Annotated in this window: 20 protein-coding genes and 4 pseudogenes; 8 read left to right on the top strand and 16 right to left on the bottom strand. The window is 37.8% G+C overall.

Going from position 1 to position 24684, the window contains the following annotated elements:
• Positions 1-5 precede the first annotated feature (5 nt).
• Positions 6-989, top strand: a complete 984-nt coding sequence (gene bioB / locus ACPLVF_RS09810) for a biotin synthase BioB (protein WP_424907655.1) — start codon at positions 6-8, stop codon at positions 987-989.
• Between the two features lie 119 nt (positions 990-1108).
• Here the strand turns inward: bioB and ACPLVF_RS09805 are convergent, their stop codons facing one another.
• From ACPLVF_RS09805 to ACPLVF_RS09745, 13 genes and pseudogenes are all read right to left on the bottom strand, one after another.
• Complete coding sequence (locus ACPLVF_RS09805) at positions 1109-1261, bottom strand: hypothetical protein (protein ID WP_424907665.1); 153 nt, start codon at positions 1259-1261, stop codon at positions 1109-1111.
• 168 nt (positions 1262-1429) lie between these two features.
• Positions 1430-1597, bottom strand: a pseudogene (locus tag ACPLVF_RS09800) (CoA-transferase); the annotation flags it as partial.
• Between the two features lie 467 nt (positions 1598-2064).
• Positions 2065-2157, bottom strand: a pseudogene (locus tag ACPLVF_RS09795) (hypothetical protein); the annotation flags it as partial.
• A gap of 291 nt (positions 2158-2448) precedes the next feature.
• Positions 2449-3672: a cation:proton antiporter gene (locus ACPLVF_RS09790; protein ID WP_424907654.1), complete on the bottom strand. Its 1224-nt coding sequence runs from the start codon at positions 3670-3672 to the stop codon at positions 2449-2451.
• Positions 3673-3861: 189 nt separating this feature from the next.
• Positions 3862-4071, bottom strand: a complete 210-nt coding sequence (locus ACPLVF_RS09785; RefSeq protein ID WP_424907653.1) for a hypothetical protein — start codon at positions 4069-4071, stop codon at positions 3862-3864.
• A 330-nt stretch (positions 4072-4401) separates the two neighbouring features.
• Positions 4402-5613: an NAD(P)-dependent malic enzyme gene (locus ACPLVF_RS09780; RefSeq protein WP_424907652.1), complete on the bottom strand. Its 1212-nt coding sequence runs from the start codon at positions 5611-5613 to the stop codon at positions 4402-4404.
• Positions 5614-5635: 22 nt separating this feature from the next.
• Entirely contained in the window at positions 5636-6136 is a 501-nt protein-coding gene (locus ACPLVF_RS09775) for a 3-isopropylmalate dehydratase small subunit (RefSeq protein ID WP_424907651.1), read from the bottom strand.
• A gap of 4 nt (positions 6137-6140) precedes the next feature.
• Positions 6141-7406 carry a 3-isopropylmalate dehydratase large subunit gene (locus tag ACPLVF_RS09770; protein WP_424907650.1) on the bottom strand — a complete coding sequence of 422 codons (1266 nt, stop codon included), beginning with the start codon at positions 7404-7406 and terminating at the stop codon, positions 6141-6143.
• A gap of 35 nt (positions 7407-7441) precedes the next feature.
• Complete coding sequence (gene larA / locus ACPLVF_RS09765; RefSeq protein ID WP_424907649.1) at positions 7442-8692, bottom strand: nickel-dependent lactate racemase; 1251 nt, start codon at positions 8690-8692, stop codon at positions 7442-7444.
• Between the two features lie 21 nt (positions 8693-8713).
• Positions 8714-9994 carry a TRAP transporter large permease gene (locus tag ACPLVF_RS09760; RefSeq protein WP_424907648.1) on the bottom strand — a complete coding sequence of 427 codons (1281 nt, stop codon included), beginning with the start codon at positions 9992-9994 and terminating at the stop codon, positions 8714-8716.
• The gene (locus tag ACPLVF_RS09755; RefSeq protein WP_424907647.1) at positions 9991-10488 is read right to left on the bottom strand and encodes a TRAP transporter small permease; all 498 of its coding nucleotides are present in this window, start codon (positions 10486-10488) and stop codon (positions 9991-9993) included. Before ACPLVF_RS09755 ends, ACPLVF_RS09760 begins: the two co-directional genes overlap by 4 nt.
• Positions 10489-10538: 50 nt before the next feature.
• Positions 10539-11594 (bottom strand): TRAP transporter substrate-binding protein DctP, encoded by a 1056-nt coding sequence (gene dctP / locus ACPLVF_RS09750; RefSeq protein ID WP_424907646.1) that lies wholly within the window; start codon positions 11592-11594, stop codon positions 10539-10541.
• 204 nt (positions 11595-11798) lie between these two features.
• Positions 11799-13679, bottom strand: coding sequence for a sigma 54-interacting transcriptional regulator (locus tag ACPLVF_RS09745; protein ID WP_424907645.1), 1881 nt, complete (start codon positions 13677-13679; stop codon positions 11799-11801).
• A 429-nt stretch (positions 13680-14108) separates the two neighbouring features.
• Between ACPLVF_RS09745 and ACPLVF_RS09740 the strand changes: the two genes are divergently transcribed.
• A complete protein-coding gene (locus tag ACPLVF_RS09740) occupies positions 14109-15308 on the top strand; it encodes an IS110 family transposase (RefSeq protein WP_424907644.1) in 1200 nt (399 codons plus the stop codon).
• A 678-nt stretch (positions 15309-15986) separates the two neighbouring features.
• Here the strand turns inward: ACPLVF_RS09740 and ACPLVF_RS09735 are convergent.
• Entirely contained in the window at positions 15987-16196 is a 210-nt protein-coding gene (locus ACPLVF_RS09735; RefSeq protein ID WP_424907643.1) for a hypothetical protein, read from the bottom strand.
• A gap of 404 nt (positions 16197-16600) precedes the next feature.
• Between ACPLVF_RS09735 and ACPLVF_RS09730 the strand changes: the two genes are divergently transcribed.
• The 3 genes from ACPLVF_RS09730 to ACPLVF_RS09720 all read left to right on the top strand — a co-directional run bounded on the left by ACPLVF_RS09730 (position 16601) and on the right by ACPLVF_RS09720 (position 18464).
• Complete coding sequence (locus tag ACPLVF_RS09730; RefSeq protein ID WP_424907642.1) at positions 16601-17176, top strand: hypothetical protein; 576 nt, start codon at positions 16601-16603, stop codon at positions 17174-17176.
• 113 nt (positions 17177-17289) lie between these two features.
• Positions 17290-17865 (top strand): lysophospholipid acyltransferase family protein, encoded by a 576-nt coding sequence (locus ACPLVF_RS09725; protein WP_424907641.1) that lies wholly within the window; start codon positions 17290-17292, stop codon positions 17863-17865.
• Between the two features lie 320 nt (positions 17866-18185).
• On the top strand, positions 18186-18464 hold the full coding sequence (locus tag ACPLVF_RS09720) for a hypothetical protein (protein ID WP_424907640.1): 279 nt from the start codon (positions 18186-18188) through the stop codon (positions 18462-18464).
• Positions 18465-18534: 70 nt separating this feature from the next.
• Here ACPLVF_RS09720 and ACPLVF_RS09715 read toward each other — a convergent pair whose 3' ends face one another.
• Together ACPLVF_RS09715 and ACPLVF_RS09710 are read right to left on the bottom strand one after the other, a co-directional pair.
• Positions 18535-20541 carry a PAS domain S-box protein gene (locus ACPLVF_RS09715; RefSeq protein WP_424907639.1) on the bottom strand — a complete coding sequence of 669 codons (2007 nt, stop codon included), beginning with the start codon at positions 20539-20541 and terminating at the stop codon, positions 18535-18537.
• A gap of 1039 nt (positions 20542-21580) precedes the next feature.
• Positions 21581-21817: pseudogene (locus tag ACPLVF_RS09710) on the bottom strand (hypothetical protein); the annotation flags it as partial.
• 294 nt (positions 21818-22111) lie between these two features.
• On the opposite strand from ACPLVF_RS09710, the pseudogene ACPLVF_RS09705 reads away from it, so the two are divergent.
• The 3 genes and pseudogenes from ACPLVF_RS09705 to ACPLVF_RS09695 all read left to right on the top strand — a co-directional run.
• A pseudogene (locus ACPLVF_RS09705) lies at positions 22112-22267 on the top strand (23S rRNA (uracil(1939)-C(5))-methyltransferase RlmD); the annotation flags it as partial.
• A gap of 98 nt (positions 22268-22365) precedes the next feature.
• Complete coding sequence (locus ACPLVF_RS09700; RefSeq protein ID WP_424907638.1) at positions 22366-24039, top strand: SWIM zinc finger family protein; 1674 nt, start codon at positions 22366-22368, stop codon at positions 24037-24039.
• Between the two features lie 118 nt (positions 24040-24157).
• Positions 24158-24684 (top strand): RQC-minor-1 family DNA-binding protein (locus tag ACPLVF_RS09695; RefSeq protein ID WP_424907637.1); only part of this gene is annotated, 527 nt, incomplete at its 3' end.

Here is a 24684-nt window from a genome sequence, read left to right as displayed (position 1 = left end):
TGTCCATGGGGAAGAATTGCACGTGGGAGAAAATTAGAGAAAAAGTCCTTTCAGGAGAAGGCCTTTCCCAGGAAGAGGCATATTACTTGGCCGGGTGGCCCCGAGAAAGATTGGGGGACCTTCTAGATCTTTCCCGCCAGGTGCGGGAACGCTTCGGGGGCAGGGATGTGGAACTGTGCGCCATCATCAACGCCCGCTCAGGCCTGTGCAGCGAGGATTGCCGCTTCTGCGCCCAGTCTTCCCGTTATAAAACTGGCGTGGAGGTGTATCCCCTCATTGACGCGGAAAAGGTCCTGGAAAAGGCCCGGCGCATGGAAGCCGTTGGAGTCAAGCGTTTTGCCCTGGTTACCAGCGGTAAGGGGATTGGTGAAAGGGACTTTGAGAAAGTGTTGGAAATCTACCGGATCCTGCGGGCCGAGACTCGCCTGGAGCTGTGTGCTTCCCTGGGGATCATTGACGAAGAGAAGGCCCATCGTTTGAAGGAAGTGGGGGTCACCACCTACCACCATAACCTGGAGACCGGCCGGAGCTATTTCCCCAGCGTCTGTACCACCCATACCTTTGAAGAAAGGGTAGCCACCGTCCAGGCAGCCCAGGCCGCAGGGCTAAATGTATGCTCCGGCGGGATCATCGGGCTGGGGGAAAATATGGCCTATCGGCTGGAAATGATCTTTGAGCTACGGGAACTGGGAGTACGGTCAGTGCCAGTCAACATCCTGAACCCTATTCCCGGCACACCCTTGGCCAATCAAGAGCGTCTTTCTGTAGAGGAGATCCTCAAAACCCTGGCTCTTTTCCGCCTCATCATTCCCAAGGCCGTTTTCCGCCTCTGCGGCGGACGGGAGCCAGGGCTGGGTGAGAAGCAAAAAGAAGCCCTGGCGGCGGCCGTAAACGGCTTGATGGTGGGCAACTATCTCACAACCCAAGGCAACGAGATCCAAGAAGACCTGGTCATGATTGCCGAGGCGGGGTTAAGGGTGGCAGTTTAATTTCTCTCCGCAAAGGGACCATGAGAGACTATCCGAGTATGTCCACATCGAGCTCCAAAAGTTCTTCTCCTGATATATCTTTGCTCCCGGGATATCCTTTTACAGTCCTGTTATTCTCTTTATATTCGAGAACCACCAAGGATAATGGGTTTCCCTGTGACTATGCCCGGGGTATTGTAACCTTTAATCTCGCTGAATTCATCCATAAACCAGGCCATTACCTGGGCATTGGGTTCTTTTAAAACTTCATAATATGATTCCTCCAGCCCCAATTTGCCGCAGGCCGCTCTAATCTGTTTCTAAACGATTTCGAAAGTATTCAAAGTTTCTGTCATTTCATATCCCCTTCATTCTTAACTTATATATTTATGAGCCTAAAATTTTTATCGATAATAAAATCAGCTTACGCCTATTTCCGTTACAATCATATCCACCACCTAGATTCCGATAAGGGGAAGCGTGCATCTTTTCAATATTTTGTGTCTGCCCTTTGCAGTATGTTCCATAGCTACGATGGCTTTTCTGGCTCCCACCACCAGGTCCATGGCACCTCCCATACCAGTTGCCAGCTTCCCGGGTATTATCCAGTTGACCAGGTTGCCCTTGGACCTGGTATGCATCGATGAACAAGGAATTCAACTAAATATAACCCAAAACATTCCCCAATAATCTCGGCTGATGAAGTTGCAAGTGTCCTAAAACAAGCCGCCCGGCGGGCTTACCGCTTTAGTTCTAAAATGCAACAGGTCTGCGATAAGCTTATCCCTTACTCTTCAAAACATTGAGCATCTCAAAAGGTAGATTAAAGACCTCGATAAGGTCATCACACGAGCGCTTAAAGCTATACCTCAAACTTTTATTTCTTTTTCTTAACTAATTTCAATTGTTGAAGTTTCCTTTGACCCTAAAGAGTTTACCAGCCCTGCTCCTTCCGTCAAGAGGTTCGCTTTGCTGGGTGAGCATAAACGACTGCCTTCCTAAAGGGGCCCCTACATTTATCCATCCCCCACCCCTTGATCTCTGTCGCAAGCCTTGGTATTTTGAGCCTGAGGTAAAAGGAATATTATACACGTATTCAGATACTTACTTTATAAGCCTCCGCAAATGTTTTAAATTCATGCCGTGATAAACACTCATCTTCGAGGATGCTATTGAAAGATTCAATGTGGGCATTTTTTTGCTATTTCCAAGTCATTTTCTCCCAGTAGGTTTTTAAAGCTTTCGTTTTCTTTCTCAAGATTCTTAATATCAATATGATTAGTGCTTATTATTTGATTTTTACTAATTCCGATTCCGTTGTTTCTTTTATATTCCTTCCTACGATTGAGCAATTACCATAGTTTATTATATTTAGTCTATCTGTCCAAAGTAGTTAGTGGGTTAAAAAGTTATTAATTTGATTTGTTGCATTTAATTTTGCAACTGACCTTTATTAATTTTTGTTCTGAAATGTTTATTTTTAATTTGACATAGAAGGTCTATCTATTTTCAAAAGTTTTGCTAAAATTTTTGCCGAACTAGCTTGAAGGGTTAATGTCAATATTATTGTTGCAAAAGTCACAGCTGATATTATATCCGCATGAGGAACCTTCATAGTCAATAGCATACCTGATAGCGCAGCTGGAATAACTCCTGTTTCTCTAACCCACATAAGATAGATTATTTCCTTAAAAGTCCATTCTGCTTTTCTATCAAAAATAATCGAAACAAACACAGAAATAGGTCTTGCTATAAATATAAGCGCAGTTACTACAAATAACGATTCTTTCCAATACCTTAATAACAATGGAAAATTAATATGTGTCCCTAAAAGTATAAATATCATCATTCTAAGAATTAAAGTCATAACCTCTTTAAATCTTGTTTGGGTAACATAATATTGTTCCGGAATAAATAAACCAAACATTTTCTTATTTCCACAAACCATACCAATAACAAATACCGCCATAAATCCGCTAACCCCTAATTTTGTAGCTATTACATAAGCTCCTGCAACTGCAACAATGGAAATTTCTGCTGGATGTTCTTCAAAACATGCATATTTTTCATGGGCAATAAGCAACGATGCTACGTAACCCACGATAGCGCCAATCAATATCCCACCAATTGATGTCTTAATAAGATCAAAAATGCTTTGCGCTAAGGAAAATGTTCCTTTTGTTATAATGTTAAGAACTGCAAATGTCGCAATAGCACCTGCTGCATCATTAAAAGCAGATTCAGATATTATTGTTTGTTTTAGCTTATCATCAACATTTAAGTTTTTGAATAATGGGACTAATACAGATGGATCCGTTGATGCTATTACAGAACCAAGCAATAGTGCATAAATAAAATCCATCTTAAAAATCTTTGAAGCAAAAAAACCAGTTATAAACGCAGATACAATTACTCCCACTGTTGACAAAGATATAACTGACCATTTAACTTTTCTAAGAACCTTAAAATCGATTTCTCTTCCACCGTCATAAAGTATGTATGCTGCCCCAAAAGTTAAGATCAATTCATACGCTAACGGATGTTTGTCAATATTAACCAAATTGAGGCAAAATGGGCCTAACAAAAAACCAGCAAAAATAAACATAACGACATCTGGAAGTTTAATAATTCTGCTTAATTTTGTAAAAATTAATCCAAATAAAATGACTAAAGCCATAATCTCAAGGAAATCTACAGCATTCATAATAATACCTCCTATCCCAGATATAGTCGGCGATTTATATTGTATATTGTATATTGTATATTGTACATTATCTAATCGTAATTAATGTTAAATTTATTTTAATTTTTTTTATCAAGTCCAAATTTTTGTGTAAGATTCTCCCTGGTTAGAACCGGGTGATTTAATATCTTAAGAGTCAAGGATATGCTTTCACCGAGCTTTACCCGTCCTTGACCCCACGGCCATGGCATCAACTATGACAAAAAGGAAGCTTTTTTCTCGAAGGAGCCTTGAATTCCAGGCTGTAACAATAAATACTAATTCTAAAGGCTTGGCCATCCCCTCATTTTTAGTTCCTTTTACAAAAAAGTGATGCAAAATTTCGGAATCAATGGTAATATTATAACAAGCCTTTTTCATCCCTCCAGTAAGGTTTTGATTTTGTCACTGTTAATTTTAACCAGAGTATGGGAGTGGTTTAACCATTTTTTAAAAAATCCTTTTTACACAATTACACAGACTTAATTAGAAAAATTCTATAAATATACTTTTTTTATTAGTTATTTTAATTTCAATTTGTAAACTATATAGTCATAATTATATTATTACTGCATTTTTCGCATGTAGTAAAAAAGAAAGGTCGACAATGGCGGCATGTTTTCTTTCTATAAAAAAAGTCAAAATCATTCAAAAAGAAAACCAGCCTCCATTCCGACCTAAATGAATAACCATTAATATATAAAATTAAAATTATTTTAACATTTCCTCTTTTAACTTTTCCGGGTCTATGTTGATTCTCGCTACTTTTGTGGTCATGGCAGCTCTTGCCACTTCACTCGCCACATAGGCGGCTACTCTTTTATCGAAGGCTCCGGGAATGCAGTAGTCTGGTGAGAGTTCTTCATCGGTTATAAGGGATGCTATAGCATGGGCGGCTGCCAGTTTCATTTCCTCATTAATTTCCCTCGCCCTCACTTCTAAGGCGCCCCTGAAGATTCCAGGAAAAGCTAGTACATTATTTATTTGATTTGGAAAATCCGATCGGCCTGTTCCTACCACTGCCGCCCCCCCTTCTTTAGCCTCATCAGGAAAGATTTCCGGTATAGGATTTGCCATGGCAAAGACTATAGGATCTTTGGACATGGTTTTTACCATATTTTTTGTCACAACACCAGGTGCAGAAACACCGATGAAAATATCTGCTCCTTTCATTGCATCTGCAAGGTGGCCTTTTACTCCACTTTTATTTGTTATTTCTGAAAGTTCTTTTTTGCTAAAGTCCAGGTCTTCCCGACCTTTGTGAATGATACCTTTCCTGTCACATACTATAATGTCCTTTACCCCTGCTTTAAGGAGCAGTTTTGTTATGGCTACTCCGGCAGCTCCCGCACCGTTGATAACTACTCTTACATCTTTTATGTCTTTTTCTACGATTTTCAAGGCATTGATGACTCCTGCCAGCACTACCACTGCAGTCCCATGCTGATCATCGTGAAATACAGGGATGTCAAGTTCTTGTTTTAGCCGCCTTTCTATCTCAAAGCACCTGGGTGCTGAAATATCCTCTAAATTTATACCTCCAAAAGTGGGTGAGATTAATTTAACCACCTTCACAATCTCATCCACATCCTGAGTGTCAAGGCAGATGGGGAAGGCATCTACGCCTCCAAAGTTTTTGAACAGAAGCGCTTTGCCTTCCATGACGGGCATGCCGGCCATGGCTCCGATGTTTCCAAGGCCCAGCACCGCCGAACCATCTGTCACTACAGCTACCATACGACCTTTGCAGGTATATCTATACACGGCATCCGGATCACTTTTTATTTCCTTGCAGGGCTCTGCCACACCCGGTGTATAAGCCAAACTTAAATCCATGTAATTCTTTAAAGGCACTCTGCTTGTTACTTCTATCTTACCTTGATTTTCAGCGTGAAGTTTTAAAGCTTCTTCTCTAAGATTCATTTTTAGTTTACCCCTCTTTCTTTTAATCGCCGTACTTCTCCTTAAAAAGCGGTTTTATCCCGCCATTTTCAATAATCCTAAGTACAAATTCTGAAAGGCCTTCTCCCTGATATATTTCTCCCGTAGTCCTATTTATTATTTCCCCGGTTGCCAAATCTATTTCCAGTATTTCGCCCTCCTTTACTCTGTCGCGAATTTGTTTGCATGTTATCACTGGAAGACCTAAATTTATAGCATTCCTGAAAAAGATTCTGGCAAAGGATTCAGCCACTACCGCACTAATTCCTGCTTCTTTCAGCGTAATAGCAGCATGTTCCCGTGAAGAACCACAACCGAAGTTCTTCCCCGCCACTATTATATCGCCTTTTTTTACTTCTTTTGCAAATCCTGGCCTTGCACCTTCCATGCAGTGGGATGCAATGTCTGCTTTTGCAGTAAGTTCCAGATATCTTCCGGGATAAATCTGATCTGTATCTATGTTGTCTCCAAAGATGAAAATTCTTCCGGATATTTTAAGCTGCATTTATTTAGACCTCCTCTATATATTCTTCGGGATTTACAATTTTCCCAACCAGTGCACAGGCTGCTGCGGTTGCAGGGGACGCAAGGTATATCTCTCCTTCAGTACTACCCATGCGCCCCGGGAAATTCCTGTTACTGGTAGTCACACAAACTTCTCCCGGAGCAATTACTCCTTGATGTGCTCCTAAACATGGACCGCATCCCGGTGCACTGAAAGTAGCACCTGCATCAATCAATGCCTCCACATATCCTAGCCTTATGGCTTCAAGAAATACATCTCGAGATGCAGGTATGATGACAAGTCTGGTCCTCTCATTTATCTTTTTTCCTTTTAAGATATTATAGGCCCATTCTATGTCTTCCAGCCTGCCGCCAGTGCAAGAGCCTATAAATACCTGGTCTACCCTGGTGCCCTTTACGGCCTCCACCGGGACTACATTGTCGACGCTGTGAGGAATAGCAACCTGGGGTGAGAGGTCAGATACATCAAAATTGTAAATTTCGCTGTATTCATAATTAGGGTCGGTCTCCGGAACTTCCAATTTTTCTATGTCGACACCCCGGGATTTCAAATAGTTCAGTGTTATTTCGTCGGGTTGAATATACGATGTCTTGGCCCCCATCTCCACCGACATGTTGCAGAGCACCATGCGACCGGATATGTTCATATTTTTTACCGTATCTCCGGTAAATTCAATGGCTTTATATACCGCAGCTTCAGTGCCGAGTTTACCTAGTATGTGCAATATGACATCCTTCGGAAGGACACCGGGTTTCAGCTTCCCATTTATCTCTATCTTTATAACTTCAGGCACCCTGAACCAGAGTTCCCCTGAGATGAGTATGCAGGCAAGGTCGGTAGCTCCCACACCGGTACCAAAAGCTCCAAAGGCCCCATGAGTGGTAGTATGGGAATCTGTGGCCACCAAAAGCATTCCAGGATATACCAGTCCGGCTTCAGGCATCACCTGATGGCACACCCCCGTGTTTATGTCGAACAGGTGCTTTATGCCATGTTTCCAGATAAATTCTCTCATCGCTTTGTGATTAGAAGCGGATTTTATTGTAGGAGCAGGTGCATAATGGTCAAAGACGAATACCACCTTTTCGGGGTCCCATACCTTTTTGCCACCCATTTCATTAAAAGACTCCACAACCTGCAAATATAAATCATTTACTTCTGCAAGGTCCACCTTGCAAGTCACTATCTCTCCAGCTTTTACCTTATCTTTTCCCGCATGTTTTGCTAAAATTTTTTCCAGTGCGTGCATATAAATCTCCTTTCCCGGCATTTTTGCATTATATTTTATTCCACGTATGGAAGAGTCGAATTGGCATATGGCAGTACCAATACCTTTGCCTCTTCGCCATATTCTCTTAAGGCAGTATCGAGGGCTTGCTGAGCTGATCTTGCTGGGATGAAAAATATGTTCCTCACCAGGTTTTCATCTAATTCTGAGATGAGGTAAACTTTTACTCTTTCAAGGACCATGCAGATAACAGCAGCTTTATGAGCACCCAGTTTAAATTCCTGCTGTATCCATTCAACACAGTCATGAGGAGTTTTCGCTCTCAACATCCAATCTTCGAAAGTAGGTTCTCCCAACCCTTCCCGGCATTCAGCCAGTAGGATTATGCTGCCTCCGTCCTTAACTGCGTAGCTGGCATTTTCCAGGCCTTTCTGCGCCTGGTATAAGTTTATATCCTTTGGGAATCCACCACAGGAAGCAATCACCACATCCACCTTTTCCTCAATGTTTCTCTTATACATCTTATCGATGTACTTCGCACCCTCGCGATGGGCTTTTACAGGGTCTCCCGCTACTACTTTCACTATCTCTTTATGGCTGTTTAAAACCGCGTTGACAATAAAATTTACACCTGCAATGCGCCCGGCTTCCTCTATATCTTCTCTCATGGGGTTTCCCTCAGCCCTGCCTGGCATTGTACCGGGCTTTATCATCATAACATGGTTGATCTCGATGGTCCTTTTGCTACAAACTCCCGGCAGGAGGGCTTTATCTCCTCCGCTGTAACCGGCCTTATAGTGAAATTCAAGGTTGCCGGTGGCAATAATCAAATCGGCTTCTGCTACGGGCCGGAAAACTTCCACAGGAGTACCCCTCTTCGTGGTACCCAGGTATACACAATCATTTATGTCATGATCTATGCACCTTACCTTGCTGTATACTTCTTCACCCACCAGTTTTTTCTTTTCCTCTTCTGTATGTTTTCTGTGGTAACCCAATCCAAATATTATAGTGATGTTATCGTATTCTACACCCGCCTTTTTTAACTCTTCAATTATAGGCGGAACCAATATATGTGACGGTGAAGGCCTCGTGATGTCACTGGCAAGAATCACTACATTTTTCTTTCCCTTGGCCATTTCCTTCAGGGGAATGCTCCCGATAGGATTGTCCAGAGCATCTCTCACTTCCCTGAAAGGATCTTCTACTCCCGGAAGGTCTTCAGGATTTAACACAGCATATAAATTCTTATCAGGTATATCCACGTCCACATAAGAAGACTTGTATTTCAGTTGTACTACAGGCATTAGATATCACTCCCTCCTGTATTATTTGACCATATTCGGCAACCACATTATGATGTCCGGCACATAAGTTACTATAATTAGGTCTATAATTAGCACAATCAAAAAACCTACAATCGCTTTTGAAATTCTCTCCAGCGAAATATTTGCAATAGTTGTTGCTACAAAAAGGTCTACACCTACTGGAGGTGTGATGGTGCCTATGGCAAGGTTCACAGTCATTAACACCCCGAAAAATACAGGGTCGATACCCATCTGTGTTACAACCGGAACCAGGATGGGAGCTAATATTGTAATAGCGGCCGAAGCATTCAGGAAGCATCCGACTATTAATAAAAGTATGTTTATCAACATCAGGATGGTAGTTGGATTGTTCGTCAACGACACAAAATAATTGGCTAATATAACCGGTACTTGATGGCTTGTAATAATCCAGCTAAAAAGTCCCGCTGCATCCATAATGAACATAACTACCGCAGTACTCTTTACCGAATCCTCAACTATTTTAGGTAAATCGCTGATTTTAAGTTCTTTATAAATAAAAAATCCAACAAACAAACCATAAACAACAGCTACTGCAGCAGCTTCAGTAGGAGTAAATATTCCTCCATAAATACCCCCGAGGATAATAACTGGCATTAACAACCCCCAAATACTTTGAACAAAAGTCTTCCATACATTTGAAAAGCCAGCCCATTTTGTCCCCCCATAGTTATATTTTTTTGAAACAAAATAAATTAATGCCGCCATCGAAAGACCCATCAAAATTCCAGGACCAAATCCACCAAGGAACAAGTCTCCTATGGAAACTCCGGCGATAACGCCGTAAACTACCATGGTAACACTAGGAGGAATTATGATTCCAGTTTCACCTGCAGCCGCTACAATAGCTGCGGCAAAATCTCTATTATAGCCTCTCTTTTCCATTTCTGGAAAAAGGATCGGACCAATGGCTGCCGTAGTAGCCGCAGAAGAGCCTGAAATGGCTGCAAAAAACATGCCAGCTAATGTGGCCACTATTCCCAACCCGCCCGTGAGCCATCCTACAAGAGAATCTGCAAAAGCTACTAGCCTTTTAGATACTCCTCCACGAGTCATTATAGTACCGGCCAGCATAAAAAAGGGTATTGCCATAAGTGGAAAGTTATCGTTTGACGCAAATATTCTCTGAACCACCAAGGTGAGTGGCAAGTCAGATGTTAAAACTACCGCACTGGTCGCAAGTCCCAATGCTACGGCTATGGGTATGTTCAGTATCAAAAAAACTGCGAAAGAAATAAACAAAAGACTTATCGTAAAGCTCACGCTTTCACCACCCCATCATTTTTTTTGAACTGCTTAAAATCCTCAATCATATTGTAAAGGCCATTTAAAAACATCACTATTCCGGCCACAGGAATAGATAAATAGGGATACCCCATTTTTATTCCAAGAGAAGCGGAGGATTGATTCATCGTAATTTTAACCACATTAAAGCCATATACTATTAAAATGCCATAGAAAATCAATCCGAAGATATCTGCTAAAAAAACTCCATATTTTTGCAGGTTTTTAGGGAGGTACATCATGAAGACTTCTACTCCTACGTGGGAACGCCTCTTTACACACATGGCCGAACCCAGGAGGACTGACCAGACGAAAAGATATCTGGCCAATTCCTCAGACCAGCTAAGAGATGAATGGATAACATACCTAAAAAGTACTTGTAGAACAATAGCCACCGTCATAATTGAAAACATCGCAATTGCCATCCATTTAACCACATTGTCCAACCCATCGATGAATTTTTTGAAAGTCAAATTAATCCCTCCACTCTGTAAAAGAGGCAAGCTAAAGCTTGCCTCATGAATTATTTTGTATTAACAATAGCATCAATGAGGTCTTTACCTATGACATTTTCAAATTTTGCCCATACCGGTTTCATTTTTTCCTGAAACGCTGCTTTTTCTTCTGGAGTTAGTTCAATAACCTGTAAACCTTTAGCTTTCATTTCTTCCAGGAACTTTTGGTTTTGTTCCTCGGCCCTCTGCCTATTAAAATCTCTTGCTTCTTGAGCAGCCTTAATTATAACATCTTGATATTCCTTTGGAAGTTTGTTCCATGTTTTGAGACTAAATACCACTGTCTCAGGAGAATACGTATGACCAGTCAGCGTCAGGTATTTTTGAACTTCGTAAAATCTAGAAGCATAAATTTGACCAATTGGGTTTTCCTGAGCATCCACGGTCTTTTGCTGTAATGCAGTAAATACTTCACCCATAGCCATTGGTGTAGGATTAGCCCCAAGTGCTTTAAACATTTCAATATACATCTGGTTTTCCATGACCCTAATCTTGATGCCTTTCAAATCATCAGGTTTTCTAATAGGCCTTACATTATTGGTTATATGCCTGAATCCATTTTCCCAGGTAGAAATTACCTTCATACCCTGATTTTCAGCACCCTCATAAATCTTTTCCGCCAGAGGACCATCTACAACCTTGTATACATGTTCTCTATCGCGGAATATAAAGGGCAGATCTAGTACTTGACACTTCGGTATAAAATTAGAAAGAACTGCTGTTGAGGTAAGAACTATGTCCACCGTTCCAAGTTGGAGACCTTCTAACAAATCTCTCTGACCGCCTAATTGGCTATTAGGATATATTTGGATTTCGACAGCTCCATTAGTCCTTTCTTTTACCATTTCAGCAAATTTGACAGCAGCTTCATGATAAGGTTGATTAGTATTAGCTACATGACCCAGTTTTAATACAAATTTGGCATTACTGTTTGCAGATTGAGACTGAGTTTGTGCAGAATTTGAGCTTTGGCTGCTCTTGGATGGGCCTGAAGAGCCGCATCCTACCAAGCTCAACATCAAAATAAAAATGAGCATGAAAACCGCTATTAACTTCTTGTTCAACAAAATCACCTCACTAATTTTAATTTTTAGTTTTTTCAATTATTTGGTTTATTGCAAATACGATGCCAGTTTTTATAAAATGTCAATTTTCCCTGTAATACCAGGAAAAAAAATAACCCTGCCAAATATACAGGGTGTTTCATTTAGTGTTTCATTGAAACAATAAATTGTTTCAATGAAACATTTTATTTCTGAAATAGTTCACTATAGGTTCTGGTATTTTTTTAATATTCTCCAAAGAGTAGTTCTTCCTATACCAAGTTGTTTTGCTGTCCTTGTTTTATTAAAATTGTTTTCCTTTAAAATCCGGTATATTTCCCTTTCATCGAAATTTTTTAAAGTCAACGCTGATATAGTTTCTGAATTTTCAGGGTTTAATATATTATCTTTTTCTATACCGAGTATATAGAGTATTTCCTCACTAGTTATATACTTAGAACCATATGCAGCAAGAAGCCTTTCTGTAAAATTTTCAAGCTCACGAACATTACCCGGCCAATGATATTTTTGAATTATTTCATATCCATTTGTATCGATAATAGGTTTTTCTATATTAAATTTTATTGAATATATATCCAAAAAATGTTCAAAAAGAAGGATAACGTCCTCTTTTCTTTCCCTTAGAGGAGGTACTTTTAAATTTAGGACATTCAATCTGTAATATAAATCCGCTCGAAAAGCTCCCTTTTTGACCTGTTGGTAAAGATCTTTGTTGCTGGCGGCAATAATCCGGACATCAACAGGAATTATTCTATCATCGCCTAACCGCATTATAGCCTTCTCTTGTATAGCTCTTAAAAGTTTTGCCTGGATAGAAAGAGGCATTTCCGATATTTCATCCAAAAAGAGAGTACCCCCATGGGCTATTTCAAAAAGGCCTGTTTTTCCACCTTTCGAAGCACCTGTAAATGCACCCTCCACATACCCGAAAAGTTCACTTTCCATGAGGGTTTCCGAAAGGGACGCACAATTAATTGCTACAAAAGGTCCTTTTGCTCTTTTGCTTGCATTATGTATGCTCTGTGCAAACATTTCCTTGCCAGTACCTGTTTCTCCATATATGAGCACAGTTGAATCAAAATTAGAGTACTTTTTTGCGATTTTTATGCAATCACTTATCTCCTGACTTTTACCGATGATGTTCTCAAAATTATATCTCGCTTTATGACCTTTTTTAACAAATGCACTTCTTATGTACTTTTCTTTTCTGCTTATCTCATTAATTTCTTCGAGAGTAATAATACAACCTATGTTATAAGAAATGATATCAAGATGTTTTACATTTACCATTATCTTACTGCCATTAATTTCTGTTAAAAAATTGTTATCTTCAACTCTTATTTCGGGTATAATATCTTTTATATTTTCTCCTATTACATGTTCCTTCGGCATTTTTATTATATCAAGAGCCTTAGAATTTACGGTCTTTATTCTTCCGTTTCCGTCGGTGGTCAGGATACCTAAAGGGGTGTTTTCCATTACAGTTTCTATAAGTTTTAATTGTTTTACTACATCTTTTTTATACCTCAATATGTCCTGTGCCTGTTTAATAGAACGGAATATTGAGTCTTTTCCTGATAAAATAAGCACGCTTTTAAGCCCCATTTGAGCAGCTACCCTATTTGCAATTCCTCCTCCTACAATGACATCATAACCGTCATCGACTGCTTTTCTTACCGCATCTATAGCCTGTTCTTCTCGCTCAATATAAAAAATTCTTATATTTACTTCAAAAAGTTTTGCTATATCCCTGCTTTCATAAAGCATATTATTAAAAACCACAAGAGCAATATTAGAACTTACCTTTTTCGCCTTCATTATAGCTTCAGCAATATCATAACTACTTATTTCTATTTCAACTAATGGAATATTTGGAAATTCACATCGTATGTAATTTAACGTCCCACCGCGGCTAATCAACACTTCCGCACCGTTTTTTAATAAGTCTTTTGCCACATCTACAGCATTGCTTAAAAGACCTATTCTTACCTCTATATCTTTCCCGTAATCTTTCATTTCCTCTTTGACACTTAAGGTTTCATAATAAAGTTCTCTGTAAGGTGCAATTATTCCGATTTTTCCCATAATTACACCTCTTCTATAATAACAGGCTGTTTATATTTTTTAAATTCTATAGAAATTTTTATTTTCCTTTAATACAATTATAAAAGCCTACTCGCTTTTAATTAGCTCATTAGCCTAAATTTGTACCCCTCCAATTAGGTTTTTAAGTTTCATCTATCTCTTATCCCTAACCAGACTCCCATGCCGCAACAAATGCGGCACCAGCAGAAGATGAAAATGCCCTTTTTTGATGATATACTCCAGTATAGCGGCTGGTGAAGGCAGGTCGTTACCCTTTTGGTGCCTTGAGCCCGATAACCAGACTGAACCACAACGACCAGGTGCACCACAGATTGTTGCTCCCTTTTCGGGAAGCACGCAGGATAGAATAACCCTTTATGGTTGTTGCACCAGCCCTTCAATATTAAAGCCGCTAAGGAGTTGTTTTTTATGGATGTAGTTTATTCTCACGTTTGCGGCCTGGACGTTCATAAAAAGAGCGTCGTGGCTTGTGTAATAACTCCCGAAGGTAAGGAAATCCGCACTTTTTCAACAATGACCGACGACCTGATCGCTCTAAAGGAGTTCATTAAAAACAAAGGATGTACTGTCGTCGCCATGGAAAGCACCGGCTCTTACTGGAAGCCCATCTACAACCTGCTGGAGCTTGAGAATATCAATATCCTTCTCGTCAATGCAAAGCATATTAAAAATGTACCCGGTAGAAAAACTGATGTAAAGGATGCTGAGTGGATTGCAAATTTACTGCGCCACGGCCTTTTAAAGGGCAGCTTCGTCCCGGACAGAGAGCAAAGGGAGCTTCGCGATCTCGTACGTTACAGGCACAGCCTTATTGAGGAGCGCTCAAGAGAGCTTAACCGCATCCAGAAAGTGCTCGAAGGTGCCAATATCAAGCTGTCTTCGGTAGTCTCCGATATAAACGGCATGTCTAGCCGCGCTATACTGGAAGCAATAATAAATGGCGAAGATGACCCCGAAATCCTGGCAGATCTCTCTCAGGGTAAGTTAAAGAATAAAAAGGAAGATCTAAAGCGCGCTTTAAAAGGGTTGATCAATGATCACTTGAGGATGATGCTGGAAATACAGTTGAGACATATAAACTATCTCGATGAAGAAATTAAAAATCGAATGCTCCCTTTTGAAGAGGACCTGGCACTGCTGGATACAATTCCCGGAGTGGGAAGAAGGACTGCAGAACAGATAATTGCAGAAATCGGAACTAATATGGACCAGTTCCCCTCCGCCGCTCATTTGTGTTCTTGGGCGGGGCTGTGCCCAGGTCAGAATGAAAGCGCCGGCAAGCAAAAGTCTGCCAGGACTCGAAAGGGGAACAAAAAATTGCGAAGTGCTCTTGTAGAAGCTGCCCGGGCCGCTTCCAGATCTAAGGATACTTACCTTTCCAGTCAATACCACCGCATCGCTGCTCGAAGAGGTTCGAACCGGGCAGCAGTTGCGGTGGCCCACAGCATCCTGACTATAGCTTACCATATTCTCAAGCGAAAGCAACCTTATATTGAACTGGGCCCCAATTATTACGAAGAGAAAAGGCGCGACATGATTATACGGCAGTCTTTGAAAAAGCTTGAATCTTTAGGTTTGAAGGTCACGGTCGAAACGGTAGCATCTTAATTTTTTAGGCTTTTGTTATCACGTTTATATAGATTCATGTTAATCCCATATTTTTACATTTAGGTATGGGCTTAGTTTTTTATTGCTTTTTTTCGGAACATTATTTTCAGGATAGAGGTGGAAAAGGCTCTAATTTTTTAAAACTTATTTTTTATACAATTTTTAGTCTAAATAATTATCAAATAACCTTAATTCAAAAAAATATTTTATATTCTACTTAAATTTTTTTTAATTCTTCTATACTTCTATTTACTATAGCTTTAAATCTTTGATAACTGTCAACCCAATCAAAAATTACGTCACTGGCTACCTTTGCAAAAAACACCTTTCCCATTAGGAATATAAGCCGAATCTCTTAAGATTAAATTTATTTCTTTCTCCTTTTCCATGTTTGCCTGCAGTTCAGCAAATCCTGAGAGAATCGTATTAATACGATTTATTAAAATCTCTTTGGAATTTATAACCTAATTTATAACCTCATCCTTATACCTTTCCTCTGGTTCTTAAGCAAAATTTTTACTATAAAGCAACTATTTTATAATAATTCTTTAAAACCTTTTATTTCCCTGCAGTTTTATGATCGCATAAAGTATTTTTAGGTTTTTTAAAGTCCATAATCTTCTCCAAAAACAAAAAAGGAGCCCACATTTACTGTTAGGCTCCTTTCTATTCTATTTTTTAAATCTTGAATTTGCCTATATTATCTGATAATTCTTTTGCAACATTTGTCAACCCCTGTGCTGTCGCTGCTATCTCTTCCGTAGATGCACTTAACTCTTCAGCAGAAGCTGAAATCTCTTCTGCTGAGGCCGCTGTCTCCTCTATTACCTCCTTTATGCTGTCTGTCCTACTTACAACTAAATCTTTCGATTTTACTGTATCGTCCAAAGCCTCAAACGCGTCTTTTATAAAAGGTTTTTACTATCGTTTTTTCATTTTTATCAAGTTTTATATTTATATTTTTTTGTAATTTTATGCTATTTTATGGGTATTTAGGTCCTTTTTTCTTACATTTTAGGGCTTATTTTCTCTTTGCTCACCTTATTTAAATTTACACTGCAAGTCTCCTGAGTAACCCCAAGTATTTTAATCCTTCTTGCTTAAAAAGATCTCTCTTCCTTAAGAGTAATAAAGGCCAAGTTATTCACAAGTTATCAACAAGTTGTTAACAGTATTTCCTCATAGTGCAATAAAAACCTTATTGTTTCAGTAAGTGCTCAAAAAATGAAAAACAATTTAGAAAAAAAGTAGTATAATTAGAATCAGATAATTAAATAAAGGAGGACAGGGAAATGACAATAAGCATTTCTCTATCTCCATCGTTAGCTAACTATTTGAATTCTGAATATCTTTTGAACAGTTTAAAAAATAATTTAGGGAATACGGCTGACTACGAAATAATTTCGTTAAATAACAACCTGAATAATATAGAAAACAATATAAACCCAGATATTGTTGATACTTATGAAAAACAAGTAAATTTACCGACTACTGGAGAAGACTTAAAAACATATAATCCTTCTTTCTTGAATTATCAAACAGGTATAAATCTTTTACAATACAATATTCAGTCTCAGGACAATTTTTCTTCAATTGATAATCTTGTACAAATAGGTAATCAGTTAAACCTTTTAAAGGAAGGAGTTTTAGCCTCTTATCAAAATTTTTCACCGATTGATATTTTTGAAATTGCTAATGATTATTCTTTTTTGAATGAAAAAATATCTTCAACAGAGATCGAAAATCTTTTAAACACTAATAGTTCTTTACTCCAGAACATCCTCATATATAGCTATAATCCTCAAAGCGGAATTTCAAAGTACCCCATTAGTAATTTGCTACAAAGCACTTTAGATGTGAAAGGGTGATTTTACATGTCTGATTTTATATGTCATATTAGGTTTATAGGAGGAATATTCATGGAATTAATAAAAAATTTTTTTACCATATAGGGAAATTTATATTTTATTTTTTATTTAAGATGTTTGCCAAAATCGAGATAATCGGGAAAGAAAACCCTCCTGAAAAAGGGCCTCTCATAGTTGTATCAAATCACAAAAGCATTTTGGACCCAATGATTTTAATGGTAACATTGCCTTATAATATTAAATTTCTTGCTGCTTCGTATTTGTTTAAAATACCCTTTTTAAACATTATTTTAAAAATTACTGGGATGCTGCCTGTAAAAGAAAAAAAGGAAGATCTAAAAACTCTAAAAAAAGCAATTGAATTATTAAAAGAAGGTAAGGTTATAGGTGTTTTTCCTGAAGGTGGCGTTAGCATAAACGAAGAGGTCAGTGAATTTAAACCTGGTTTTGCCTTTCTTTCCCTAAGAACAAAGGTGCCTATTCTGCCTGTTGCGATAGTAGGGTCTAATAAAGTACTTCCTCCAGGCAAGTGGATTCCAAAAAGAGCAAGAATTAAAGTTTTTATTGGGAAACCTATTTTTATAGAAAAATTAAATGTGGAAAATAAAAAGGAAATGTATATTTTTTTAGCAAATTATACAAGAGAAGTTATATGTAAGAATTTATACGCAGGTGGATTCGAAAAATAAACAAAAAAATTCAGGCCCAATTTTAGCTCTTAATTTTTTTACGGGACTAAAAATGATATGGATGTTTCTGTTAATTCCACTTGTAATATGGTCAAGGCTTGTTCTAAAAAGGCATGACACGAAACAACTTGTAGTGGGTGCAGCAATCTCTTTCTTCGCTACACTTTTAATAATGTTTACAGTATATCGGTAAAATAAAAATTATTATAAAATTTATAAGTTATCGGGCAACAGGAAAAACTTTTGTACGTAAAAAAAGACTTTTTTATTGAAATACTTGGTAATATGATGTAACATTAAAATATAATTATTTTACGCCTATGATTCCTTTTATAATTGTAGGCAATGCTCTTTACGTTTGGCTTTATTCCTCTCAAAAGAACGCCGTAATAGGAGTACCACTGGCAGCGGTAATGAAATACGTGTGGCTTTCCATTTCAGCTAAATACATTCTTAAAGGTTTAGGCATTAAGGTACTTGCGCTGGTAGTCCAGGCTTTTACTCTTCCGCAGCTAATTACGGCTCTGCTGGGTGGGGTAATAGGTGCGGCAGTAATTTTACTGCTTCAGCGCTATTTCTCCAAGACAGAAAAATTGTGAAATGCGAGCGAAGTTTTTGTTGCTCGCATTTATTATATTTGCATGGCTGGGTGCTACCTAAAGGGTGCTATTACTCACTTTTCACACAATTTCTACCAGAAGCCTTTGCTTCATAAAGCATGTCGTCTGCACGCAAAAGAATGGTATCGATTGTATCAGACGGTCTATAACTTGCCACGCCAAAGCTTGCCGTTACATGCCCCACTTCTGGTAATGGCATGCTACTTAATCTTTCTCGAAGCTCTTCGGCTAAACCTACCGCATCTTTTAAAGAAGTCTCAGGCAAAAGAATTATAAATTCCTCTCCGCCCCAGCGTGCAAAGCAGTCTGTTTTGCGTATCCTCTTTTTTACCATATCAGCAATGCTCTTTAGAACCATATCCCCCGCAGCATGACCAAAACGATCATTTACGCTCTTAAAATGGTCTATGTCAAACATAATAAGGGAAAAAGGCTTCCCATTTCGACGTGTGCGTTCCATCTCCTGTTCCATCATCTGCATGAAAAAGCGACGATTATAAATATTTGTCAATGGATCAGTTATGGATTGCAGGTAAATCATTTCTTCAATTTTCTTGCGTTCGGTTATATCACGGACAATTCCTACTGCATGCCACGTATCCTTCATTCTTACAGCAGATAGCGAGAGTTCTACATCAATTTCATGACCATCTTTATGCTTTGTTTTTAATTCAATCGTTTTCCCTACCGCACTCCCTTTACCACTTAATTGAAATTTCTTGAATGCTTCTTTATATACCTGATAAAGACTTTCATCGTGTATCATAAACCTGTGCAGTTCTTTACCCATTACTTCTTCTTTAGTGTAGCCAAATATCCGTTCTGCTGCAGGATTCCAGAAAGTAACATCCCCCTTATCATCAATCATAATAATAGCGTCTCCTGCAGATTTCATTATCGTGCTTAAAATTTCGTTCTTTTCCTGCAGTTCTCTTTCTAATGTTTTCCGTTCTGTTACATCGATTACAATTGCCATATATACTTTTTCTTCTGCGGACTCTATAAGCATTAAACGAACTTCTACAGGGTAAACAGAACCATCTTTCCTGCGATGTGTTGTGTTAAAAATAATAAATTCCTGTTTTCGTTGGGATAGAGGTGCAAGGAGTTCTTTAAAGCTCTGCACGTCGAATTCAGGCTTCAAATCAAGAGGGGTCATTTCGTTCAGCTCATCTAAGCTGTATCCCAAATTTTCTCTTGCCCTGCGGTTTGCAGAGATAAATTTAAATGTTTCAGAGTGGAATATGTATATTTCGTTCGGAGAATTCTCAAAAAGATGATGGTAAAACTTTAATTCTTTTTCAGCATACCATCGTTCAGTAATATCAAAAATGATTAAATAAAGAAGTTCTTTCTTTTGATAATTGACAACAGTTGAATATACCTCCACAAAACGCTTTTCACCGTTTGCTAATCGCTGAATGCAAACACAAGGGTTACAGCTGCGTTTAAACGCTTCTATGCAGTTTTTATCATCATTTATGACAGAATTAATGTTAATTTTACCAATATCCATCTTTAAAAGAGTCTCTTTTGGGTAACCGTAGAAACGGCAGGCAGACTTGTTAGCATCAACAATTTGCCCTGATTTCGGTTCAACAAGTAACATAATCGCCTCATTGGTTTCAAACATATTTCGGAAAAGTTCTTCGTTTTGTTTGATCATCATATTTGCTTGGTGAAGTTTAAGAGCCATTTCAACTGTCGATATAAGTACATATTCGTCTACGCCTTTAAGTATGTAACCGTAGCCAGTAACCGATTTAATTTTTTCCATAATTTCTTTATTTGTATTAGCAGTGAGGAATACAATAGGGATATCTTTAAATTGCTGTATAATGCGGGCTGTTTCTATACCGTCTAATTTACCTATAAGCTCTATGTCCATTAGAATTAGATCAGGGCTTTGGTCGCTTTTGACTTTTTCCACAGCTTCTTCGCCTGTGCGCACTATCTCTGTCTCATATCCGTATTTGCTCAAAATACCCGCTGTTATCTGTGCATTAAGCCTGCTGTCTTCTACAATCAGGATTTTCTTAGGCACAACGTCATTCATAAAAGAAGACCCCCTGCTTTGAATCGGTATCTAACATAATTTTATATTTTTAATCATGCAATTCAAATAAAAAATTAAACAAAAAGATAGGGAATTGGCATATTCCCCATCAATTCTGCTCAAATAATTATGCCATCATAGTGATCATCGGTAGCATGTTCCTATGCAGATAACAGCCAGCATAATAGATTTCAAACTATTGCCATTTAAATTGGCATACTCAATACCGCTATCTACAGTAATTCTTTTTAAACATCAGGCAAAAAAGAGGACACATATCAGCTTTTCTCCAAGACAATATCACTGGAAGGAATTTAATAATTTTGCCGAATATAATAAAATAAGAATTGCGTGTTACTTTTTTATAATTTCGTGTTACGAAGGTCCGCCGGGGAAGCCACCCTTTTAAAGGGGTGGGATGAAAGGTGGATTAAGGACTGAAGGAAAGACCTTGGCCTGGGCCCTGAGCAGGCCGTAGGGCTGGACTGGCCCGAACTCAAGCCTCCGGAGAAGGAAGCCGCTGCGCGGATACTGGGGAGCAATCCCTATATCCGCGTAAGCTTCCCTCGGTGGAAGAGGAAGCCCTCCTCATTTAGAGATGGGAGGAGGTCACTCTTGTCATGTAGGAATTTGGTTGAATATGGCGTATCATAATATAATAACTAAATATAATTTTGGGTATCTTCTTTCAGAGGGAGGGGGATTGATGGGCTATAAGGTTCCTTCGAGTCGTGAATGGTGCGCAGCAGTAGGTGTTCTTATAAATCGTCTTCGTTCTATTAATGACAATTTTTTAAAATTTGGGAACAGAATTTAGTAATTCTGATTAATCTCATGAAGGAGAGAAAAAATGCAGTATGTATTCAATTACATTTCTAGATTTATTTTCTTTTTTATAGTATATGGCCTGTTTTCTTATTTACTCCATTATAAAGAAAGGACAAATATAAACTTGCTTTAAAAAGCGCACTTTATTTTGCATTACTTTTAACCGCTTTTCAATTTTTATGGGATATTATTTCTTCAAAAATATAAACCATTAAATTGCAATATTAAATGTGACACATTTTTGGGAACCCCATGAAGGCTGAAGTTCGTAAGTTAGTCGCTCTATTTCCTGGAAAAAGAGTTCTGCTGGTTGCCGGTAGCCCAGGATTTTTCTGGGTAGGGTATTACACCAATTCTGCACCCGTTCGATTTGTGAAAAAGATAATTTCTTGATAGCTGTTCCCTTAGGAATCAACCGCCTGATTAGGTCGTTGTGCCGCTTAGTGGTATACTCTTTAGTAAGAACCATAGCTGAAACCCTCCTTGATGTTAGTTTTGGTCAACCAACATCATATCGGGTTTCACACTATTGTTCAACTATTTTTTGGTGTCGCATTTAATTTTACAATTAACCTCTTGCTAACCCAAAAAAATTTTTGTCTAACAAAATCTTGACATGGACTTTTGGATTTGCCTATCATGATGATAAACCTACTCCCAAGCATTTCTATTTACTTTCAATCCTCCGATGTTTGATTTAGATCAGAGGGATATTTCGACAGGGGTAGGTCAATTGTACACTGTTAGCAATACAGTGGAAGGCGCTAAGAGAAATGCTTACATAAATAGTAATAAAGACGTGGAATTTATTTCAGGGGATGTGGAAGAACTGATGCTTGAGTTCGCTGATAAAGGAATAAACGCAGATGTAGATATAATGGATCCCCCAAGAAAAGGATGAGACATACAATACATTAAATTATAGATAGAAGTTAAGGAATTGGACAATGATACTAAAGGAGTATCTTTTTAGAAAGGAATGGTGAAAAAGTATAGATGAACATATATAATTTTGAGGACTATATCAATGAAACAATTTTAGACAGAGGTTACCGGTACTATATTGGAGGAAATATAATAGAAACTTATAACCGAGGAGAAAATGAATATATTTTTAAAGTTCAAGGCAGCGATGACTACGAGGTTATAGTGAAATTAGATGACAATAGGGAAATTCTTCATTCAGAATGTGATTGTCCTTATGATTTTGGCCCTATATGTAAACATCAAGTGGCGGCTTACTATAAACTACTTGAAATTTTCAATAATCAAGATACAGGCTCGAATGTGCAAAAAAGCATTAGAAAGCAGGAAGATATAAAAGAAGTCTTAAACAATCTTTCAAAAGAAGAGCTAATAAAAATTATACTAGATATAACAGAAGAAGATGAAACCTTGAAAAATAGACTTATTGTTAAATATTCAAAGGGTGACAGTAAACAGGAACTTATAAGATGCAGAAATCTTATAGATTCTATTGTGAGAAAATATAAAGACAGAGATGGGTTTATTTCATACAGAGAAACATATGATTTTGTGAGTGAAATGGAAGATTTATTGGAGAAAGTTAGAGATACTGAAGATATCCTATTAGCCTTAGATATTGCATTTTTAGTGCTTGAGAAGGCAGTTGAGGCTTTTCAATATGCAGACGATTCTGATGGAAACATAGGTTTTTTGGTATCAGAAACCATAGAAGTTATAGGAGACATAGTTGCTAATAGCCAGGACTTAGATATTGATTTAAGAGAAAAGATATTTAATAAATTATTAAAACTAAGCGAAAACAAAATTTTTGACGAATGGGAAAGCTATAGGATTGATATACTTTGGCTTTGTGCCAAATTTGCTGACATAGAGGAACTGAGGAATAAATTGATGGTGAAAATAGAATACTTACTGAATAAGGGGCTTGACAATAGCTATAGAAAATATATTAATGAAAAAATGCTTCAAATACTTTATGAGTTAAAAGAGAAATATGGTACTAAAGAAGAAGCGGAACAATTTATAAAAGCACATCTTGAATTTACATCTTTTAAGGAATTGTTTATTCAAAAATATTTTAAAAAAAAGGACTACAAGAAAGTTATAGGATTAGCTTTAGAATGGGAAGAACAGGACAAACAATATGCTGGTTTAGTATCAAAATGGAAAAAGATAAGATATGAAGCCTATAAAAAGCTCTCACTAAAAGAAGAACAGAAAAAATTGGCAAAAGAGCTTTTGTTTGATGGGAATTTTGAATACTATCGTGAACTAAAGGAATTAATTACTGGTGATAAAGCAGAGTTTTATAATAATTTAAAACAAGAACTAAAAAATTATAAGGGATGGCATGGAAGAGATATTTATCTTAAGGTCATATTAGAAGAAAATGATTTAGATGAGCTTATGGAGTTTGTAAAAGAAAACCCAGCAAGGATAGAAGAATATGCAGATAAGCTGAAAGATAAGTTTAAGGATGAAGTTATTGAGGTTTATAAAAAATATATAAAACTAGTTGCAAATTCTTCATCAAATAGAAAAGACTATCAAAAGGTATGTGGAATACTTAAAAGATACAAAAAAATAGCAGGAGAAAAAAGCCAAAAAGAAATTATAAATGATCTAATGAGCCTATATAAAAAAAGACCGGCATTTATTGATGAACTGAGCAAAATTAAATAAGACAAAGGCAAAGAGACTCTCCATTTTCTCAGTATATTTGTCATGATAAGTCATTTTTCTAAAGGCTGTAACAAGAATAGCGGAGAAAAGATATATTTTAAAAAATAGGGGTATTACTATGAGCAGAAGCAGACAAAAAGTAAGATATAAACTTAATAGTGATGGGATTAAGAGCTTAAGTGATGAAGAAATTAAGGTTATACTTCGTGCAGCAGATGAACTAATTGGAATAGGTGGACGCAGTATGCTGGCAAAAATCCTCAATGGTTCAAAAGATAAAAAAGTTTTAGAGTATGGTTTGGACAAGTGTCCTTCTTACGGATATTACTGTGAACTTACGCTGGAGGAAATAACCAAACGGATTCACTGGATGATAAAGTCAGGTTATCTTGATATTGAGTACAGTGGCAAACTTCCAATGCTTATCTTTACGGAGAAAGGTTGGGAAATTGAACGTGAAACTTTCGCAAATGAATTGTTAAATAAACTCACAGAGATTTTGGAAGATCAAGATTATAGTTTTGTTTATGAATTAAAAGATAGAAACCGAGGCATGATACTTCTTTTAATCAAAAAGATCAAGAATACGAAGAATGCCAGGTTTATACCCCTATTGAAAGAATGGAAGAGAATAGAATATAAAAA

Origin of the sequence: Thermovenabulum sp. (assembly GCF_049701175.1) — a bacterium.
Lineage (GTDB): Bacteria > Bacillota > Thermosediminibacteria > Thermosediminibacterales > Thermosediminibacteraceae > Thermovenabulum.
Note: the sequence above shows the minus strand (reverse complement) of the source record. Positions and strands in the feature narration are given on the sequence as shown.

What these genes read in the sequence shown, in the direction of transcription:
- ACPLVF_RS09715 (WP_424907639.1), bottom strand. Translation starts at nt 20,541, where the DNA reads ATGAATGACGTTGTGCCTAAGAAAATCCTGATTGTAGAAGACAGCAGG.
- larA (WP_424907649.1), bottom strand. Translation starts at nt 8,692, where the DNA reads ATGCCTGTAGTACAACTGAAATACAAGTCTTCTTATGTGGACGTGGAT.
- ACPLVF_RS09790 (WP_424907654.1), bottom strand. Translation starts at nt 3,672, where the DNA reads ATGAATGCTGTAGATTTCCTTGAGATTATGGCTTTAGTCATTTTATTT.
- ACPLVF_RS09730 (WP_424907642.1), top strand. Translation starts at nt 16,601, where the DNA reads ATGACAATAAGCATTTCTCTATCTCCATCGTTAGCTAACTATTTGAAT.
- ACPLVF_RS09745 (WP_424907645.1), bottom strand. Translation starts at nt 13,679, where the DNA reads ATGGGAAAAATCGGAATAATTGCACCTTACAGAGAACTTTATTATGAA.
- ACPLVF_RS09775 (WP_424907651.1), bottom strand. Translation starts at nt 6,136, where the DNA reads ATGCAGCTTAAAATATCCGGAAGAATTTTCATCTTTGGAGACAACATA.
- ACPLVF_RS09700 (WP_424907638.1), top strand. Translation starts at nt 22,366, where the DNA reads ATGAACATATATAATTTTGAGGACTATATCAATGAAACAATTTTAGAC.
- ACPLVF_RS09770 (WP_424907650.1), bottom strand. Translation starts at nt 7,406, where the DNA reads ATGCACGCACTGGAAAAAATTTTAGCAAAACATGCGGGAAAAGATAAG.
- ACPLVF_RS09785 (WP_424907653.1), bottom strand. Translation starts at nt 4,071, where the DNA reads ATGAAAAAGGCTTGTTATAATATTACCATTGATTCCGAAATTTTGCAT.
- bioB (WP_424907655.1), top strand. Translation starts at nt 6, where the DNA reads ATGGGGAAGAATTGCACGTGGGAGAAAATTAGAGAAAAAGTCCTTTCA.
- ACPLVF_RS09720 (WP_424907640.1), top strand. Translation starts at nt 18,186, where the DNA reads ATGATTCCTTTTATAATTGTAGGCAATGCTCTTTACGTTTGGCTTTAT.
- ACPLVF_RS09725 (WP_424907641.1), top strand. Translation starts at nt 17,290, where the DNA reads ATGTTTGCCAAAATCGAGATAATCGGGAAAGAAAACCCTCCTGAAAAA.
- ACPLVF_RS09780 (WP_424907652.1), bottom strand. Translation starts at nt 5,613, where the DNA reads ATGAATCTTAGAGAAGAAGCTTTAAAACTTCACGCTGAAAATCAAGGT.
- ACPLVF_RS09740 (WP_424907644.1), top strand. Translation starts at nt 14,109, where the DNA reads ATGGATGTAGTTTATTCTCACGTTTGCGGCCTGGACGTTCATAAAAAG.